The 18,582-nt window shown below is 61.0% G+C and carries 18 protein-coding genes and 1 pseudogene; 9 read left to right on the top strand and 10 right to left on the bottom strand.

The annotated features are described in order from the left end of the window. The first annotated feature begins 1 nt into the window (after position 1). Together FHX09_RS07980 and FHX09_RS07975 are read left to right on the top strand one after the other, a co-directional pair. Entirely contained in the window at positions 2-2,071 is a 2,070-nt protein-coding gene (locus FHX09_RS07980) for a hypothetical protein (protein ID WP_184449702.1), read from the top strand. A gap of 4 nt (positions 2,072-2,075) precedes the next feature. Continuing rightward, complete coding sequence (locus tag FHX09_RS07975) at positions 2,076-2,492, top strand: GNAT family N-acetyltransferase (protein ID WP_132588800.1); 417 nt, start codon at positions 2,076-2,078, stop codon at positions 2,490-2,492. Positions 2,493-2,540: 48 nt separating this feature from the next. Here the strand turns inward: FHX09_RS07975 and FHX09_RS07970 are convergent, their stop codons facing one another. The 3 genes from FHX09_RS07970 to FHX09_RS07960 form a co-directional block, all read right to left on the bottom strand. Next, entirely contained in the window at positions 2,541-4,532 is a 1,992-nt protein-coding gene (locus tag FHX09_RS07970; RefSeq protein WP_183719252.1) for a PhoX family phosphatase, read from the bottom strand. 133 nt (positions 4,533-4,665) lie between these two features. Further along, positions 4,666-5,976, bottom strand: coding sequence for an MFS transporter (locus FHX09_RS07965; protein ID WP_184449700.1), 1,311 nt, complete (start codon positions 5,974-5,976; stop codon positions 4,666-4,668). Between the two features lie 72 nt (positions 5,977-6,048). Continuing rightward, on the bottom strand, positions 6,049-6,549 hold the full coding sequence (locus FHX09_RS07960; RefSeq protein WP_132588803.1) for an N-acetyltransferase: 501 nt from the start codon (positions 6,547-6,549) through the stop codon (positions 6,049-6,051). Positions 6,550-6,817: 268 nt separating this feature from the next. Here FHX09_RS07960 and FHX09_RS07955 point away from each other — a divergent pair, with 268 nt between their 5' ends. Next, positions 6,818-7,804, top strand: coding sequence for a glutathione S-transferase family protein (locus tag FHX09_RS07955; protein ID WP_132588804.1), 987 nt, complete (start codon positions 6,818-6,820; stop codon positions 7,802-7,804). Between the two features lie 8 nt (positions 7,805-7,812). On the opposite strand, the gene FHX09_RS07950 is transcribed toward FHX09_RS07955, so the two are convergent. Further along, positions 7,813-8,250: an NUDIX domain-containing protein gene (locus FHX09_RS07950; protein ID WP_007789910.1), complete on the bottom strand. Its 438-nt coding sequence runs from the start codon at positions 8,248-8,250 to the stop codon at positions 7,813-7,815. 83 nt (positions 8,251-8,333) lie between these two features. Here FHX09_RS07950 and FHX09_RS07945 point away from each other — a divergent pair, with 83 nt between their 5' ends. From FHX09_RS07945 to FHX09_RS07930, 4 genes are all read left to right on the top strand, one after another. After that, the gene (locus FHX09_RS07945; protein ID WP_132588874.1) at positions 8,334-9,272 is read left to right on the top strand and encodes a metallophosphoesterase; all 939 of its coding nucleotides are present in this window, start codon (positions 8,334-8,336) and stop codon (positions 9,270-9,272) included. A gap of 148 nt (positions 9,273-9,420) precedes the next feature. Beyond that, the gene (locus tag FHX09_RS07940) at positions 9,421-9,981 is read left to right on the top strand and encodes a hypothetical protein (protein ID WP_007789908.1); all 561 of its coding nucleotides are present in this window, start codon (positions 9,421-9,423) and stop codon (positions 9,979-9,981) included. A gap of 167 nt (positions 9,982-10,148) precedes the next feature. Further along, positions 10,149-10,655 carry an RNA polymerase sigma factor gene (locus FHX09_RS07935; protein WP_132588805.1) on the top strand — a complete coding sequence of 169 codons (507 nt, stop codon included), beginning with the start codon at positions 10,149-10,151 and terminating at the stop codon, positions 10,653-10,655. Between the two features lies 1 nt (position 10,656). After that, entirely contained in the window at positions 10,657-11,499 is an 843-nt protein-coding gene (locus FHX09_RS07930) for an anti-sigma factor (RefSeq protein WP_132588806.1), read from the top strand. 112 nt (positions 11,500-11,611) lie between these two features. Here FHX09_RS07930 and leuA read toward each other — a convergent pair whose 3' ends face one another. From leuA to FHX09_RS07910, 6 genes and pseudogenes are all read right to left on the bottom strand, one after another. Further along, positions 11,612-13,327, bottom strand: a complete 1,716-nt coding sequence (leuA, locus tag FHX09_RS07925; protein ID WP_007789903.1) for a 2-isopropylmalate synthase — start codon at positions 13,325-13,327, stop codon at positions 11,612-11,614. Positions 13,328-13,487: 160 nt separating this feature from the next. Continuing rightward, positions 13,488-13,613: a hypothetical protein gene (locus tag FHX09_RS30305; RefSeq protein WP_274533072.1), complete on the bottom strand. Its 126-nt coding sequence runs from the start codon at positions 13,611-13,613 to the stop codon at positions 13,488-13,490. 45 nt (positions 13,614-13,658) lie between these two features. Next, on the bottom strand, positions 13,659-14,843 hold the full coding sequence (locus tag FHX09_RS07920) for a benzoate/H(+) symporter BenE family transporter (protein WP_132588807.1): 1,185 nt from the start codon (positions 14,841-14,843) through the stop codon (positions 13,659-13,661). Between the two features lie 347 nt (positions 14,844-15,190). Next, positions 15,191-15,469, bottom strand: coding sequence for a hypothetical protein (locus tag FHX09_RS30450; RefSeq protein WP_348649163.1), 279 nt, complete (start codon positions 15,467-15,469; stop codon positions 15,191-15,193). Positions 15,470-15,509: 40 nt separating this feature from the next. Then, positions 15,510-15,923, bottom strand: a pseudogene (locus FHX09_RS30445) (class I SAM-dependent methyltransferase); the annotation flags it as partial. 86 nt (positions 15,924-16,009) lie between these two features. Next, positions 16,010-16,597 (bottom strand): ATP-dependent Clp protease proteolytic subunit, encoded by a 588-nt coding sequence (locus FHX09_RS07910; RefSeq protein WP_037082079.1) that lies wholly within the window; start codon positions 16,595-16,597, stop codon positions 16,010-16,012. Positions 16,598-16,813: 216 nt separating this feature from the next. On the opposite strand from FHX09_RS07910, the gene FHX09_RS07905 reads away from it, so the two are divergent. Together FHX09_RS07905 and FHX09_RS07900 are read left to right on the top strand one after the other, a co-directional pair. Beyond that, positions 16,814-17,617, top strand: coding sequence for a DUF2076 domain-containing protein (locus tag FHX09_RS07905; RefSeq protein WP_184449698.1), 804 nt, complete (start codon positions 16,814-16,816; stop codon positions 17,615-17,617). Positions 17,618-17,759: 142 nt separating this feature from the next. After that, positions 17,760-18,554: a glycosyltransferase family 25 protein gene (locus FHX09_RS07900; RefSeq protein WP_184449696.1), complete on the top strand. Its 795-nt coding sequence runs from the start codon at positions 17,760-17,762 to the stop codon at positions 18,552-18,554. Positions 18,555-18,582 lie beyond the last annotated feature (28 nt).

The raw sequence follows: 18,582 nt of genomic DNA, 5'->3' as shown, positions 1-18,582 counted from the left end.
CATGACGATTGATTTTTCGCCCTTCATCCCTTTGCCGCTCCTGGCGGGGCTGGCGCTCATTGTGCTCCTGACCGCAGCCTTCGCCATCTGGCGCCGCGTGCGGGGCGCCTGGATCCGCTCGATCGCAGCCCTTGCTTTGCTGGCCGCCCTTGCCAACCCACTCTTGCTGCAGGAAGATCGCGAACAGCTGTCGACCGTCGTGCCCGTCATCGTGGACCGCAGCCAGAGCCAGCAGACGCCTGAACGCATCAAGATGACCGACGATGCCCTGGCGCAGCTGAAGGATCGCCTCGCTCGCTTCCCCAATGTCGAACCGCGCTACGTGGATGCGACGGAACCGGAAGGTTCCGACGCTCCCTCGACGCGACTGTTCAATGCGCTTTCCGCCGCTGTCGCGGACGTGCCGCCGGCCCGCATCGGCGGCGCGATCATGCTGACGGACGGCGAGGTCCACGACGTTCCCGGCGTCAATCAGGCACTCGGCTTCGACGCCCCGATCCACGGCCTGATCACGGGCAAAGCCAACGAATTCGACCGCCGCATCGAAGTCGTCAAGGCGCCGCGTTTCGGCATCGTCAACGAGGAGCAGCAGTTGATGCTGCGCGTCTTCGACGATGGGCCGAGCCCCGGCGGCACGGCCAACGTCACGGTGAAGCTCAACGGCAACGAGATCGCGACGCTCCAGGCCACGCCGGGCCGCGACACGCCGTTTTCGTTCAAGGTCGAGCGCGGCGGCAGCAACGTTCTCGAATTTTCGGTCGCGAACCTTCCGGGCGAAGTCACGGACGCGAACAACCGCGCAGTCCACTTGATTGACGGCATCCGCGAGAACCTGCGTGTTCTGCTCGTCTCCGGCGAGCCGCATGCTGGCGAACGCGCGTGGCGCAACCTCCTCAAATCGGATGCGTCGGTAGATCTCGTCCATTTTACCATTCTGCGCCCGCCCGAAAAGCAGGACGGCACGCCGATCAATGAGCTGTCGCTGATCGCCTTCCCGACCCGCGAGCTATTCGTCGACAAGATCAAGGACTTCGACCTCATCATCTTCGACCGCTACCAGCATCGTGGCGTGCTGCCGATCCTCTACTACGACTACATCGCCCAGTATGTGGAAAATGGCGGCGCCCTGCTGATCGCGGCCGGCCCCGAACATGCCGGCCAGGATTCGATCGCGCTGACGCCCCTGTCGTCCGTGCTGCCGGCCGCTCCGACCGGCCAGATGATCGAGAAAGCTTTCTATCCCAGGCTTTCGGAAGAAGGTCGCAAGCACCCGGTTACCCGCGGCCTCGATGGTTCCGCCGACGAGCCGCCGCATTGGGGCCGCTGGTTCCGCAGCGTCGACGTCGAGCCGCCGCAGGGCCAGACGGTAATGGTTGGCGCCGACAACCATCCGCTGCTTGTTCTCAATCGCGCCGGACAGGGCCGCGTCGCCATGCTTCTGTCCGATCAAGGCTGGCTGTGGGCTCGTGGCTTCGAGGGCGGCGGTCCGCATGTGTCGCTCTACCGCCGCGTCGCCCATTGGCTGATGAAGGAGCCTGCCCTGGAGGAGGAGGCCCTGACAGCGCGCGCATCCGGCCGCACGCTGGAGATTACGCGCCAAACCATTGGCGCGGCCCCAGGCAACGCAACGGTACGCTATCCCTCGGGAAGGACCGAAACTCTTCCCCTGACACAAGCCGAGCCCGGCCTCTTCAAGGCCGAGAAGAAGATGGACGAGATCGGCCTTTTCGAAATCCGAAATGGCGACATGACGACACTCGCGCATGTCGGCGCGGTCGATGCTCCTGAATTCAAGGCAATGATATCGACGACCGAACCGCTGAAGCCTGTTGCCGACAAGACCAAGGGCCTCGTTACCCGCCTGTCCGATACTAGCGGCGCGATCAGCATTCCGCCGATCCTGCCGGTTCGCGGCCAGATCCGCGTTGCAGACGACGATCGCATGCAAATCCATCTCACCAACGAAACGGTGCTGAAGGGCATCAACACCCTGCCGCTGTTTGCCGGTTTCGCCGGTGTCGGCATCCTGCTACTCGCCTTTGGCGCCATGTGGTGGCGTGAAGGACGTTAGCCGCATGGCCGGGTTCGAGGTGACTGGCTCGCCCTCTGCCGATGACCTTGCGACGATCGGCGACGCGCTCTCGGCCTTCAATCTCCATGACGTCGGCCCTTCCGAACGCCAGCCGCTCGCCGTCCTCATTCGCGATACCGATGGAAACGTCACCGGCGGCCTCTCGGGCTACACTGCCTGGGGCTGGCTCTTCACTCAGTTGCTGTATGTGCCCGATAAGGAACGCGGCAAGGGCATCGCCGGCAAGATTCTTGCCCTGGCCGAGAAAGAGGCTGCGGCCCGTGGTTGCCACGGCGCCTGGATCGATACCTTTAATCCCCAGGCACTTCGAGCCTATCAGCGGCAGGGTTACGAAATATTCGGCGAGGTGCCGGAATTCCCCAAAGGGCGCACACGCACATTCCTGCGCAAGCGCCTGTAGATAGATGCTTCGCCGTCCGAAGACGGCGAAGCGGAGGTCATTCACCCTTCAGACGGCGATCTTTCCACCGCCGATCTTGGTGATTGCGACGACAGCCGGACGAACCGGCATGTCGTCCTTGAAATCCGGCCAGCGGGTTGAGAGATCCTCATAGTAGGACGGACGGCCGTGACCAGACCAGTCGTCGCCGCCGTCGCCTGGATGCTGCACGGCCACGAATGCTGTCTGGTCGTCGGGCAGGAAGAGCGGACCACAGAGCTCGGCACCCACAGGAACACGGTAGAAGAGCTTGGACGTTGCGCGCGCCTCGCCCTCGGTGTCGACGGCCCAGAGGCCGTCGGTGCGGCCTGTCGCCTTGTTGTTGTTGCCGTCGGTCGCGACCCAGAGGCGGCCGGCGGCATCGATGGAACAGTTGTCCGGCATGCCGAACCAGCCATTCTTCGTCGTTTCGGTCGAGAAGGACGCCCCGACATCGGCGACAGCAGGATCGCCACACTTCAACAGCACTTCCCACTTGCCCGAGGTTGCCCCGAAGGCACCGCCATCCTCGCTGATCTCGATGATATGGCCAAAGGCGTTCTCGGCACGCGGATTGGCGGCGTCCACCTGGTCGGCCTTGCGTTTCGTGTTGTTGGTGAGCATCACATAGACCTTGCCGTTGACGGCATTGGGTTCGATGTCTTCCGGCCGGTCCATCTTCGTCGCGCCGAGCAGGTCCGCCGCGCGGCGGGTCTCGATCAGCACGTCGGCTTGGCTGGCAAAGCCGTTTTCAGCGGTCAGCGAGCCCTGGCCGTGGACGACCGGCAGCCACTGCAGTGTGCCGTCCTCGGCGAACTTGGCGACATAAAGCGTCCCCTCGTCGAGCAGGTTCATGTTGGCAGTGCGATCGTTGGCGTTATAGGTGCCCGCCGTCACGAACTTGTAGACATAGTCGAAGCGTTCGTCGTCGCCGAGGTAGAAGACGACGCGGCCATCCTTGTCGACGATCGAGGCTGCGCCTTCGTGCTTCGTGCGTCCAAGCGCACTGCGCTTCTTCGGGGTCGACGTCGGATCGAGGACATCGACCTCTACGATCCAGCCGAAGCGATTAGGTTCAGTCGGCTCCTTTGCCACATTGAAGCGGTCATAGAAGTTTGCCCACTCATAGGCGCCTTCCGGCACGCCGTAGCGCTTGTAGTTCGCTGTTTCCTTGTGATCGGCAGGCAGTTCGCCGGAGAAATAGCCATGGAAATTTTCCTCGGCCATAATGTAGGTGCCCCAGGGCGTTACGCCGCCAGCGCAGTTGTTGAACGTGCCGATGACCTTGGTGCCGGTGGCATCGGCAGACGTCTTGACGCGCTCATGGCCGGCCACGGGACCGGTCAGCTCCATCTCGGTCGTCGAAGTTACGCGGCGATTGTACTTGCCATCAGGCACGACCTGCCACTTGCCGTCCACTTTTTGGATCTCGACGATCGTGCCGCCGTGAGCCGCCATCTCGATATCCACCTGCTCCTTGGTAAGTGGCGCCTGCTTGATCTTACCTTCGGCGATCGTCACCAGGCCGGGGAACATCAGGTGCGGATTTGTGTATTCGTGATTGACGACGAGGATGCCGTGCTCCGACGAACCTTCGATCGGAATATAGCCGACATAGTCGTTGTTGTAGCCGAACTGCCGGCTCTGCGCCTCCGCCGACTGTTTCTTGGGGTCAAAGGCCGGCGAATCGGAAAACAGCGCATCGCCCCAGCGCAGGAGGATATCGGCGTTGTATCCTTCGGCGACATGGTGATTGGCGTCGACGCCGGCCTCGACTTCCGTGAAGGAGAAGGCCGAACCGCTTGCCGCGCGAGCCTCTTCTGCGCTCAACAGCGCAATTGGGCTGACGGTCGCGGCAATGGCGGAGACGGCGAGCGACCCTTGCAGGAAGCCGCGACGTGAGAAGCGCCGCCCAATGATTTCCCCCATCGTGGGATTGTCGCTGCGGTTATGGCCCTCGCCATCCGCATCCTCGAGCTGGCTGGTCGGAAAGATTTCCTTCTGCGAAATATGTTCGGTCACCGAACTACCCCCATAATATTGACGACATCCGCCTTAGAGCGCTTCCAAAGTCTAGGGACGGCGCATGACAGTCCTGTGATCAACTGAATTTGAAGCGGGGATAGAAATGGATGGGTGCCCGCTAACGCGGGAATCAGCTGAGCGCTGCCTGCCGCGTTTCGGTATCGATCGCCCTCGCGGCAAAGGCCGCCACGACCAGCAGGCCCGCAAAAAGGCCGATGGCCAAACCCAATCCACCTGAGACGACGAATGCCATTAGGGACGGAGCAAGCAGCCCGCCGAGGCGCGCCATCGCACCTGCCGATCCCATACCGGTCGCCCGCGATGCAGTGGGGTAGAGCTCCGGAGTATAGGCGTACAGCGCCCCCCACGTCCCGAGCAGCGCGAAGCTCATGATCAGCAGTGACGCGCCGACCAGCATGTCATCAGGAGAAACCACGAAGAGCAGGCACCCAAGCGCGGAGAGCAGGCAGAAACCGATCAGCGTCGGCCTGCGCCCCCAAGCCTCGACGCCATAGGCGGCAAGCGCATAGCCTGGCACCTGCGCGAGTGCGACGAACACCAGGAAGCCGTATCCGCGGACGAAACCGAACCCGTCGCCGGCCAGCTTCGCCGGCATCCAGGTGAAGACGCCGTAGTAGGAAACGGAAACCAGGAACCAGATCGCCAGGATCAATGCGCTTCGGCGACGAAGCTCTTCGGAGAATATCCCTTCCGCCACCTGCGGCGTCGCGACGATCTCGTCGTCGGACGGCAGGGGCGCTTTTTGGTGCAGCGCCAGCATCTTGTCGACAATGGCCTTGGCCTCGCCTGCCCGTCCGGTCCGCAACAGGTAGAGTGGTGATTCAGGAACGAAGAAGCGCAGCGTCAGTCCCAACACTGCCGGCAGCGCCGTGACCGCGAAAATATAGCGCCAAGGATCTGCCACCCCGGCAAGGCTCGCGGCCCAAGCGGCCACCGCGACGATCAACGTTCCGATCGCCCAGAAACCTTCCAGTGCCACCAGCCACCGACCACGGCTTCTAGCGGGCAGGAACTCGGCCATCATCGCGTAGTCGACCGGCAACGTCCCGCCGACCGCCATGCCGGTCAGCAAGCGCAACACCAGCAGGCTGGTAAAGTCCGGAGCGAAAATTGAAAGCGTGCCGAAGAGTGCGTCACAGGCAACCGTCACGATCAGCACCTGCCGACGCCCCACCTTGTCCGCCAGGCGACCGAAGGCAACGGCACCGATCAGCATGCCGAGAAAGAAAAGGGTGCCGGTCTGCAAGGCTTGCGGAACCGTCAGTCCGAAGGTGGCGGCGATCGATGCCGCCGTGAAGCCGACGGCGAGCACCTGCATTGCATCGGCCGCCCAAACAAGCCCGAAGATGCCGATCAGACGGCGCTGGAAGGCACCCGTCCCGGCGCGATCCAGCGCCTCATCCATGGAAATGCCGCTCATGATCAAGCCCTTCAAGCCACTGAAAGATCACGCAAAGCGCGTCTCGGACATAAGGCTGATACCGCATGCACCCTATTTCCGCCAGCCGATAGTTCCCTTCAGCCGCGCATGCGCGTCCCCCGCGAGCGGTACAACAAGGACGCGCGCCGGATCGACCGGCCCCGGAAACGTCAGCGCGTTATGAGCAACCTTCTCGAAACCGAGCGGGCAGTAGTAGGGTGGATCGCCGATGAGAATGACCGCCTCCGAACCCGAGCGGCGCGCGGCGTCGATGGCAATCCGGACGAGTTCCCGGCCGATGCCGCGGCCCTTGTGAGACGGCCGCACCGCAAGTGGTCCAAGCAGGTGCCCATTCACCGAGCCGGCCTGGACGGGCGTCATTCGTACCGATGCGATTGTCTCGCCGTCATCGGCGCAAATGAAGGAAAGTGAAAGATCGTGCGGTCCCTGCTCGCGAATGCGGGCTGCCGCGCGCGTATGCCGGCCGGGGCCGAATGCTTCTTCGTTGATGTGTTCGATTGCAGCGTCGTGCGACGCGTCCTCAGTGAGGTAGACCAGATCGTGCTTATGCATGATGAGACGGAAACCGGATAGACAGAATTGATGGATCTCGAGCACGCCCTTCGGCGTTCGGGAGCATCAGCGTCGTCGCAGGTTTCTCGGTGCAAACATCAAATCGGGTTCCAAAATGTGAAATGGCCGATAGCAGGAAAAAATTCGATCGTCCAATGGAATTTGGCGAGAGACCGCACGGGCGTGACGCAGTGTTCAATCTTTACCGCCTGTAAACAAGCAAAAGCTGCGATATGTTCTGACCCAACACAATCTGAAGGATGACAACATGGGCATGCTGGTTGACGGCGTCTGGCATGACGTCTGGTACGATACAAAAGAAACCAAGGGGCACTTCAAGCGCGCCGCTTCCCAGTTTCGCAACTGGATTACGGCCGATGGCGCAGCCGGGCCGTCCGGTACGGGTGGCTTCAAGGCCGAGGCTGACCGCTACCATCTCTATGTTTCGCTGGCGTGCCCCTGGGCGCATCGCACGCTGATCTTCCGCAAGCTCAAGAAGCTCGAGGATCTTATCGGCGTTTCGGTCGTCGATCCGCTCATGCTGTCAAACGGCTGGGAGTTCAAGGTCGGCGACGGTGCGACCGGCGATCATCTCTTCGGTGCCAAGACGCTGTCGGAGGTCTACGTGAAGGCCGATCCGCACTATTGCGGCCGCGTGACTGTCCCGGTCTTGTGGGACAGGAAGACCAATACGATCGTGAACAACGAGTCTTCCGAGATCATCAGGATGTTCAACAGCGCCTTTGATCATCTGACCGGCTCGGCCGTTGATTTCTACCCGCAGGATTTGCGGGCTGACATCGATGAGCTAAATACCGTCGTCTACGACACCGTCAACAACGGCGTCTACAAGGCCGGCTTCGCGACGACACAGGAGGCCTATGGCGAAAATGTCGTCAGGCTCTTCGAGACGCTTGATATGCTGGACGAGCGCCTCGGCAAGGGTCGTTATCTCTTCAGCGATCGGCTGACCGAGGCCGATTGGCGACTGTTCACGACCTTAGTCCGTTTCGATGCCGTCTATGTCGGTCACTTCAAGTGCAATATCCGCCGCATAGACGACTACCCCAATCTGTCGGCCTATCTGCGCGATCTCTACCAGACGCCGGGCGTCAAGGAGACGGTGAACTTCCGCCATATCAAGGACCACTATTACCGCAGCCACAAGACGATCAATCCGACGGGGATTGTGCCCGTCGGCCCGGCGCTCGATCTCGACCATCCGCATGGCCGTGCCCGATTGGCAGCGGCCTAGCCTGTGTTCTACCAGACGTGGGCGGGCTCCTGCTCGCCCGCGAGTTCAGCCAGGCGACGGCGCGTCGCTTCAGTTGTGCCCACTGGCAGATCATCGACCTCAAAGAAGCCGCACTCGACGATTTCCCGGTCCGGTGGCCGGGGTGCCGTCTGCTCCACCTGGGTCTTATAGAAGAGAACATGGTCGCGTCGGCTGGCCGCCGTGTTGAAATAGATGTGGAAGAGCTGAGGCCGGCCGAGAATACGCAGATTCCCTTCCTCGCGAAGTTCCTTGATCAGGGCCTCCTCGGCAGTCTCATTGCGCTCAAGCCCTCCGCCCGGCATATGCCAGCCGGGCACGTAGCTGTGCCGCACGAGGAAGATGCGCCCCGCCGAATCGAAGCAGGCGGCTCGCACACCCATCGTCATTCCGCGCGCGATCGCGAAATAGACATGCACGATGCGCATCAGGACTCGTGATTGCCAGGGGCGGATGGTTCCGGTCACGCTTTTTCCAATTCCATTAATCCGTTCAAGCAGATGTGTTTGAATTGCAGACTTACTGGGCTATGTCTGCTCGCATGTTCAAGCTCGCGCACATCTCCGATATCCATCTCGGCCCGCTCCCTCGCCTTTCCGTCCGCGAGCTCTTCTCCAAACGCATTACCGGCTTTGTGAACTGGCATCGCAACCGGCGCAAGCACCTTTTCGGCAGCACGCTGGATCTGCTGCTGGACGACATACGCGCGAAGCAGGCCGATCATCTGGCGGTCACCGGCGACCTGGTGAACCTCGCAAGCGGCTTGGAGATTCGCGCCGCCGCCGCCTGGCTGAAAGAACTCGGTGACCCCGAGGACAATTCCGTCGTGCCCGGAAACCATGATGCTTACGTTCCCGGCGCCTACGAAAAATCGGTGCGTGCATGGTACGACAACGTGCGCGGCGACCTCGCGCCGCCCGAATGGCAGCAAGATCGCCACGTCTTTCCCTATCTCCGCGTTCGCGGCAAGGTCGCCATCGTCGGCTGCTCGACAGCCGTCGCAACGCCCCCTTTCGCGGCCAGCGGCTTCTTTGGTGAGCGCCAGGCGCGAGACACCGTCAACATGCTGCGCGCGGCTGGCGAAGCCGGCTTGTTTCGGGTCGTGATGATCCACCATCCACCTATTCGTGGCGCAACGTCCTTCCACAAGCGGATGATCGGCATTCGCCGCTTCGGCGCCGTGATCTCCACCGGCGGCGCCGAACTGGTGCTCCACGGCCATACGCATTTGAACACGCTCCACTGGCTGCGCGGCCAGACTGGCCCCGTCCCGGTGGTCGGCATCGCCTCCGCATCGCAGGGACCAGGAGGACTAAAGCCCCGCGCCGCCTACAATCTGTTCTCGATCGACGGCTCTCCGCGTGCCTGGGAACTGACCGGGGAACGCTTCAGCATCAACGCCATGGGCGACGGCGTATGCAGTGAAAGTGTCGATATTTTCAAGGGTTAGCGCCACCTTCGAAATCATCGTCTCGCCAAGTTGATTCAGAAACTGAAGATGACGGTATCTTGAATTCGGAAAGCATCCGAGGCCTTGGCAATTGGCGATTGCCACGTAAACTCGTTGTCTCTGCAGTATCAATTCACGGAGTCATTGCATGCCCATGGCGTTCATCAGTCTTCGCGGTCTGGCTTTGGCCGGCTCGCTTGCCATCGCTGTCTCTTCATCCGCCCTTGCGATCGGTGATGAGAGCGACGAAACCAAGCCGCCGCCAAAGACCGAAACGACGACAAAATGCACTGCCGGCAAGGTCTGGGACGTAAAGCGCAAGGAATGCGTGGTTCCGAAGAAGAATTCGTTCAACGATGACGACCTCTACAAGGCAGCCCGTGAATTTGCCTATGCCGGTCAATATGACAACGCCCTGACCGTGCTTCAGCTTGCCAACAACCAGAACGATCCGCGCATCCTGAACTACCTCGGCTACGCCAACCGCAAGGCGGGTAGAATGGAACTGGGGATGTCGTATTATCGCAAGGCGCTGCAGGCCGACGAGAATTATGTTCTGGCACGGTCATATATGGGCCAAGCTTTGGTGGAACAGGGTGATGTACAGGGAGCGCGCGTCCAGCTCGTCGAGATCCGGGATCGGGGCGGCGAGCAGACCTGGGCCTACCGCTCGCTACTGCAAACATTAAACGGCTACCGCACGTATTGAGGTTGCAGCACCGGTACCAGCGAAGAAAAGCTTTGAGAACCCGTGGGATACGCGGCCGGATGCTTGCGAAGCATCAGGTACTTGTTTCATAAAGGACACAGAAGCGATATAAATCGATCTCCTGCTGGGCGTTCTGCCTGAACGCCCATGCATTACTTGGAAAGACCATGCGTCAACCCGTGACGACCATCGATATCAGACGCGACCTAGTGGGCCTTCTGCCCCGGCTGCGGCGTTTCGCGATGACCCTTGCAGGTGATGCAGCAAGTGCGGACGAACTCGCGCAAGCGGCGTGTGAGCGCGCCATCGCCAGGAGCAACCAATGGAATGGCGAAGGCCGTCTGGAGAGCTGGGTCTACACCCTCGCCCGCCAGCAATGGAGTGACGACCATCGCCGACGCAAGCCGCATGCCGTTTCGAAAACCAATATCACCGATATCCGCGAGGCGAGCCGCGACCGTGCCCCCCTCGTCGATCCTGATGTCATCCACCACATGGTTTCCGAGATGCCCGAAGGCACCTCTAGCGCGTTTCTGCTGGTCATCGTCGAGGGGCATAGCTATCAACAGACGGCTGATATTATGGGTGTCACGATCAACATCGTCGTATCGCAGCTTGCCGCGGCGAGGCTGCATTTCGCCAGCATCGCGGACAATTATTCTCACAGGTACTGAATTGCTCGATTTCAAAAAACTGCCGCTCGATGCTCAGCTAACCGCCCTGCTGGATGGCGAGACGACGCCCGAACAGAAGCAGGAGCTGGAGCAGCGCCTGGCCAACGACGAGGGTGCCAAGCGGCTCTATGACAAGCTGCGACACGGCGCCGACTTCGGAAAGCACCGCCTCGACGATGTTCTCAAGGAACCGGTTCCCCTCGCCCTTGTTCGGTCGATCAAGAGCGCACAGCCCCCGAAGGCTCCGGTTGCCTCGCGCGTTTCGCGGCCCTCGTTTAAGCTTGCGCCAACCGGGCCACAGGCTCTTGCGGCAGCAATCATCCTCTTCATCGCCGGCTGCGGCATCGGTTTTTTCGCCGCCGGCAGCACCAGCACGATGCAATCGGCACCCCCGGCAACGATCGAAGCCGCCGCCGATTCCAGCCAATGGCTGACAGACGTCATCGCCAACCAACGCCTGATCGCTCGCCAGCCGCGTCATATTTTCGAGGTGCCGTCGACGCAGGCGGAGGAAATTTCCACCTGGCTGACCTCAACGGTTGGCGTTGCATTCCGCGTGCCTGACCTGTCGGATCAGGGCTGGACCTTCCAGGGTGCACGCGTCTTCATCGGCGACGGCCGGCCGGTCGGCCAGCTGGTCTACACGAGCTCCGATGGCGATCTGGCTTCCATCTGCTTCCGCAAGGACAGCTTGCCCTCCGAGATCGACGATTTCAAAGAAACGATCAAGGACGAGATCGGGGTGGTTGCCTGGCACAATGCCGGCACGTCCTATGTGCTCGTCGGCCCATCGTCGGAAGCGTCGCTCGGCCAGCTCGCCATGCAGGTTGCGGCATCGATCTGATGTTCGGGTAGGCCGCAACGATGCGGCCGCCCGAATGACGACGCCCAAAAATTCTCGGCACTGTCCAGGAAGGAGTGCAGCGGAATAGTCCGCTGCACCAGAGCGCGGCGCGTCAGGCCTTTCCAGCCTTGACCTCGAGCACGCGGTTTGCGGCAGAGACGATCGCCTCCAGGGATGCACCGACGATGTTCGTGCTGATGCCGGCGCCAAAGAGCTTGCCGCCCGGATAGGAGGTCTCGACGTAGGAGATGGCCGCAGCGTTCGAGCCATGCTGCAGCGAGTGCTCCGAATAGTCCTCGACCGACATGTCGATGCCGAGATAGTGCGAGAGCGCGTTGACGAAGCCGTCGACCGGGCCATTGCCCTTGCCTTCGATGCGCTTCGTCTCGCCGTTGTCGGTGATCTCGGCGGCGACGATGCGCTGCCCCTTGTGCTCCGGATCGGCATAGGTGTGGTGATCGACGAACTTGATGCGGCCTACCGGCTGCGTCACATAGCGCTCGATGAAACGGTCGTAGATGCGCTTCGACGGCAATTCCTTGCCCTCTTCGTCGGTGATCCGCTGGATGTCTTCGCGGAACTCGACCTGCAGGTTGCGCGGCAGGTTCAGCCCGTAATCCTGCTGCAGGATGTAGGCGATGCCGCCCTTGCCGGACTGCGAGTTGATGCGGATGATCGCCTCGTAGGTACGGCCGACATCCTGCGGATCGATCGGCAGGTAAGGCACTTCCCAAACAGGGTGGTTGGCAACCTTGATCGCCTTCATGCCCTTGTTGATCGCATCCTGGTGCGAGCCGGAGAAAGCCGTGTAGACCAGTTCGCCGACATAAGGGTGGCGCTCGCCGATCGGCATCTGGTTCGAATATTCGAACACTTCCTTCATGCGCACGATATTGGAGCAGTCGATCTCCGGATCGACTCCTTGAGTGAACATGTTCAGCGCCATGGTGACGACGTCGACGTTGCCGGTGCGCTCACCATTGCCGAACAGCGTGCCTTCGACGCGATCTGCACCCGCCAGCAAGGCCAACTCGGCAGCAGCGATACCGGTGCCGCGGTCGTTATGTGGATGCAGCGAAATGATCAGGTTTTCGCGATTGTCGAGATTGCGGCACATCCACTCGATCTGGTCGGCATAGACGTTCGGCGTCGCCATCTCGACCGTGGACGGCAGGTTGATGATCAGCTTATTGTCAGGCGTCGGCTTCATCACCTCGATGACGGCGTTGCAGATATCCAAAGCCACCTCAAGTTCGGTCCCGGTGAAGCTCTCCGGCGAATATTCGAAGCGGTAGCCACCGCCAGCCTTGGCAGCCATGTCGGAGATCATCTTCGCCGCATCGACCGCGATCTGCTTGATGCCCTGGACATCCTTGGCGAACACGACACGACGCTGCAATTCGCTAGTGGAGTTGTAGAAGTGAACGATCGGGCGGTTCGCCCCTTCCAGCGCCTCGAACGTACGGGTAATTAACTCCGGACGGCACTGCACCAGCACCTGCAGCGACACGTCATCAGGTACGTTGCTCTGCTCCACGCACCAGCGCGCGAAGTCGAAATCCGTCTGCGATGCCGATGGGAAACCGATCTCGATTTCCTTAAAACCCATGTCGAGCAGCAACTGGAACATCCGGGCCTTGCGGTCGTGGCCCATCGGGTCGACCAGCGCCTGGTTGCCGTCGCGCAGATCGACCGAGCACCAGATCGGCGCCTTGGTCAGCGTCTTGGACGGCCATGTACGGTCAGGGATGTTCACCTGCGGATAGGCGCGATACTTGATCGCCGCCTCGGGCATGCCTTTGGTTTGGGAGCGGGTGTTCGTGTCCATGTCTTCTCTTCCTCTTCCCGTCATCTGGCCAGCCGCGTCATAGCGTATCGGGTCTGGCTTGGCGATGACGAATCCGGTGCGAAAGCATCCGGTTGATCAGTTTTCGGGATTGGTCACGAGGAGCGATGGCCTGGGCGGGCTTTCGGCCGCCGGGCGCTCCTCAACGGACCCGGCAACCGCGCGTAAGGCCGAGGAGAAGAAGCGAGGTCAGGGCGCGCGTATTGTCGCGCAGGGCGATACGCCCGCGTGCAATCTGCTCAGAAATCATGATGCCCGTGTTCTTCATGGTCGCGCTTATAGCCGGGGTGCAAAAAACTGGCAATCCCTCCGTCTATTTTTTCGCCGCTTGCACAAAACGTGACAGGGCCAGCATCGACCCTCCGGCGAGCAATCCCCAGAATGCGCCCGAGATTCCCGCAAAGGAAACGCCGGATGCCGTCACCAGAAACGTTATGGCCGCCGCCTCTCGCGATTCCGGTGCCTGGAACGCTGCCATGGCCGAGCCGGAGAAAGCGCCGACCAGTGCCAGTCCAGCCACCGCCTGGATCAGGATTGGCGGCGCCAGGGCCACGAAGGTCGTCACCGCGCCTGCCAGTAGTCCGAGAATGACATAGGAAATGCCTGAGACGAGGACGGCCCAATACCGTCGCGCGGGATCGGGATGGGCGTCCTGGCCGGCGCACATTGCAGCCGTGATGGCAGCCAGATTCACCGCATGCCCCCCGAACGGCGCTGATAGGATCGAAAAGAGGCCCGTCACCGAGAAGAGCGGCCCGGGTTTCGGCTCGTAGCCGTTCACCTTCAGGACGGCGATGCCGGGGATGTTCTGCGACGCCATGGTCACGATGAAAAGCGGCAGGGCGATGGAGACGAAAGCCGGCAGGTTGAAGACGGGCATGACGAACTCGACCGGCGGCCGCAGCGCCTGTTGGATCGAGCCCAGCGCCCCCTCGGGAATGTCGACGCCGAAGGCAACCACAAGCACGAAGGCCGCCAGAGCCGCCGGCACCGCCCAGAGTCGCTTGAAGGCGCCAACGGCGATCCACGCCAATACGATCGGCAAGCCGAGCGACGGATTGAAGCCGATCGCCCTGACCGGTGCAAAGCACAACCCGATCAGCACACCAGCGAGCATCGCATTGGCGAGCGGCGCGGGAATGGCCGCAACCGCCCGGCCGAGCGGCTTGAACAGGCCGGCGATCACGATCAGCACTGCGCAGATAAGAAACGCGCCGACCGCCGCATTGAACCCGCCCTCGACCACGCCGGTACTTGCAAGCAGCGCCCCGCCGGGCGTGGACCATGCAATGCTGATGGGCAACCGCGTCACGCAGCTCAGCACGATCGCGCAGAGCCCCAGCGCGATTGATAGCGCCATGAGGCCCGATGCCGCCTGCGCATCCGTCGCGCCGACACTCTGCAGGCCGTGCAGCACGACCGCAAAGGAGCTGGCAAACCCCACGAACGTAGTGAGGAGGCCCATAAACAGGCTTTGAACGGAGAAGTCTTTGAGCATGGCGGGACTCGAACTGAATGCAACTGCCGCATGGAGCATTACACGCGGAAAGAACACAAGTCCGCGACGGCCAAGTTCCGTTCTCCTGCACCATCGAACCGTCCTGCAAAGAAACGCCGCCAATGTTCGAAATACTGTTGACCTGTCCCCTGGGGCTGCCCCGATAAGCAGGGCGACAAACAACCAACGAGGTGAGTCGTTGAGTCATTCCGCACACTTTTTGAGCCCGTCCGAGGCGGCAGCGCGGCTAGGTATCTCCATCAAGGCCTTGCGGATCTATGAGCAACGCGGAAGGCGTGATCGCCTGGCGGCCCGCCGTTGCTTGAGAGTGTGCCTTGCTGCCTGACTCACGAAGCGCGCCGGACGACGAAGATCATCTCCTCGGAGGTCCGCAGGTCGAAAGGCTGACGGTCCCAATCGCCATAGACGGCTTCGGCGCGCAGCCCGGAAGCCTCGAGGTGCCGTTCGATATCGCTGCACGGCAAAAACAGCAGCTCGCTTTTTGAGACAAGCGTCTCTTCGGGGAATTGATAGCGAGTTTCGAAATGGATCCGCCCCTCCCCGTAAGAGACCACGTCGCGCGTCTTGCGAACGACAAGCCCCGCCGTGAACGACCTCGAACGCACCGCCGTCCCAGCGGGCTTTCCAGTCTATTTCAGGATTGCGGGTCTCAAAGACGATGCAGCCGCCATCCGCCAGATGCTCGCGCATGGCAGCAAAGGTGGCGAGAATGGACCTCTCGTCGAGCAATACCTGAAAGGCATGACCGGTCATGATGATCAAATCGAAGCGCTTTTCGGATCGAAAATCCTGGGAGTAACACTCGACCCATTCGATCCTGTCGCCATGCGGCTTGCGCTTGGCGATATCGAGCATCGGTGCCGAGGGGTCGGCGCCGGTCACGTCATGACCGCGTGCTGCGTAGGCATCGCAGATCAGCCCGGTGCCGCAGCCAAGATCGAGGATTGACTTCGGCCCGCCGTCTGCCAGCGAGAGGTAGAAATCCCGGTCCTCGGACCAGCCGCAAGCAAGATCATAAAGGCCTGCCAGACGCGGATGCTCGTAATGCAGATCGGGCATGTTGGAACTCCGCGGCTCGGTACGAAAATGAAAAAGCGCCCTGGCCTGCCAGCCGGCAAGAGAAGGGCGCTTTTCATAGCACGAAATCAGATCTCGGACTGCGACATGATAATGCGCGAAACGAGGCCGTAGGCCTTGGCTTCTTCCGCAGACAGCCAATAGTCGCGGTCGGTATCGGCAGCGATCTTCTCGTAGGACTGACCGGTTGCTTCAGCCATGATCTTGTTCAGACGCTCGTTCATCTTGATGATCTCGCGAGCCTGGATTTCAATGTCGGAAGCCATGCCACGCGTGCCGCCGGACGGTTGGTGCAGCAGGAAGCGCGTGTTCGGCAGGCAAATGCGCCGCTCCTTCGGCGCTGCGACATAGATCAGCGCGCCGGCCGACGCGACCCAGCCCGTTCCGATCATCCAGACCTTCGGCTTGATGAACTTGATCATATCATGGATCGAATCGCCGGATTCGACGTGGCCGCCGGGTGAGTTGACGTAGATGCGGATATCGTCGTCATTGGCAGCGGCAAGCGCCACGAGCTGCGTGCAGACCTTCTGCGCGAGTTCCTGCGTGATCGGCCCGTAGATGAAGATCGAACGCGACTTGAAAAGGTTCGCCTCCGTTTCCTTGCCGAGCGGCAGTTCCTTCGTCTTGTCGTCCTGTTCTTCTTCTTCGTACATTCGAACCTCTCTTGCGTCGAATTCGGGTTCCTCGCACATAGTGCGACTCCATGCGTAAAACAATGCGGGAAAAAGACAAGCCACGGAACGGATGAAGATATGGTTAGGCAGACGGCGCGGCTTACCGAAATGTAACTTGGCACGGCTTTGAAAAGTCGAAATCCGTTCCTACGTCATCCCTAGGCGCGAGATCGCCAGCAACAAAGGAGACCGGCCATGTCACCTGAAGAACGCCAATTGTTGACCGCCCTTTTCGAGCGTGTCCGCACCGCATCGGCAACGCCGCGTGACCATGACGCCGAAGCGCTGATCGACCAGGCAACGAGCGAGCAGCCCTATGCCACCTATTATCTTGCGCAGGCCGTTATCGTGCAGGAAAAGGGGCTGGAAGCGGCCGCCAATCATATCAAGCAGCTGGAGGAGCGCATTCGTGTGCTCGAGGCCGACCAGAGCGAATATCACAAGGCCGAACAAGGCGGCGGTTTCCTCAGTTCGATCTTCGGCACCAGCCAGACACCGCCCCAGCAGCCGGCGGTGCCGCCGCCCTCCTCCGGTCCATGGGGAAGCGCGCCGCGCCAGCAGATCCATGAGGATCGCGGTTTCGACACCCCCCGCGCCATGCCACAGCAGCCGACCGGGCCATGGAGCCCGCAGGCGGCGGCGCCTTCTGCAGGTGGCAGCTTCCTGCAAGGCGCGCTCGGCACGGCGGCAGGCGTCGCAGGCGGCATGCTGCTCGCCAATTCGCTAAGCGGTATCTTCGGGAGCCACATGTCGTCGCTTGGCTTGGGTTCACCGCTTGCCGGTAACAATCCCTTCGGCAACGCGCCGACAGAAGGGACGGTCATCAACAACTATTTCAGTAACGATGGTGACAAGCAGCAGGCAGCCGACAACACGAAAAGCGATAACGACGACAACGACACTGCCAGTGTTCAGCAAGCCGACTACGACACCAATGATGACGATTCCGCCGATGACGATCAATCCGACTTCGGCAATGACGACAGCTTCAATGTCTGACGCGATCAGGCGGCCTTCCCGGAGGCCGCCTGTTGCCGCGTCCACGCGTGGACGTCGTGAGGCATCGACGATCAACCTTGACGATAGAGACAGAGTTCTCAATAAGATTTGAACGCTATGGCCATCTACTAGGCAAGATCTGTTGAATATCCTTATCATCAGTCGCAAGTCCGAGAACGAGAGAAGGCATTATCAGTCTCGGCAGATGGCGAGACTCGGATTGGAATATCGTTTTCTCGACGCGTTCGAGGCAAGCGACCTATCTCTCGAGGCCTGCCAGGAAGCGGCCAACAACTGGCCAAGTCCGACGCTTCGCCAGGACATAGCCTGCTTCACCTCGCATCGAATGGCATGGCATGCCGTCGCAGAGCGAAATGAAAAGACAATCATCCTGGAGGACGACGCCGTCCTTTCGAGCGATATTGCCGAAGTGATAAGGACTATCCGCGACCGTGACGACGACTGGAACTGCGTCTACGATCTGGAATTCGTACCCCTGCCCCATATCATGGCGAAGTCACCGCTTTGGACCGATGATCACAGCGGCCACCGGGCGACGCGCGTCTTTCAAAACCGGCTCGGCTTGGCGGGTTATGTCATAGGGCCACGCGCAGCCGCGAAGATGCTTCAAGACACGAAGAACTATGCATTGGTCGATGCATACTTCTGGCATAGATCGTGGATTACGGCCTTTCAGATCGAACCGGCCCCCGTGGTCCAATTGCGCTTTCTCGAAGACAGCGCAAACAAGGCGCCTTTCCTTCGGGCATCCGAGGACGATACGTTCAGGCCAAAGAGCAAGCTGGGCAAGCATTTGATGCGCTTGCGTCTCGAACTCGTGAAGGCGCGCAATCTTCTGAGAGCCGGCCTTCGCAGCGAGAAGCGCCAGATCCAAATGGATGTCGCCAAGTTTGCACTCGCCCGCGACAACGTTTGAATTCCAGGCCTCTCAACCAAATCGCCAG

The sequence above is a fragment of the Rhizobium sp. BK538 genome (assembly GCF_014197575.1).
Taxonomy (GTDB): domain Bacteria; phylum Pseudomonadota; class Alphaproteobacteria; order Rhizobiales; family Rhizobiaceae; genus Rhizobium.
The sequence above is the reverse complement of the archived record's forward strand: the minus strand, read 5'-3'. Positions and strand labels throughout refer to the sequence as shown.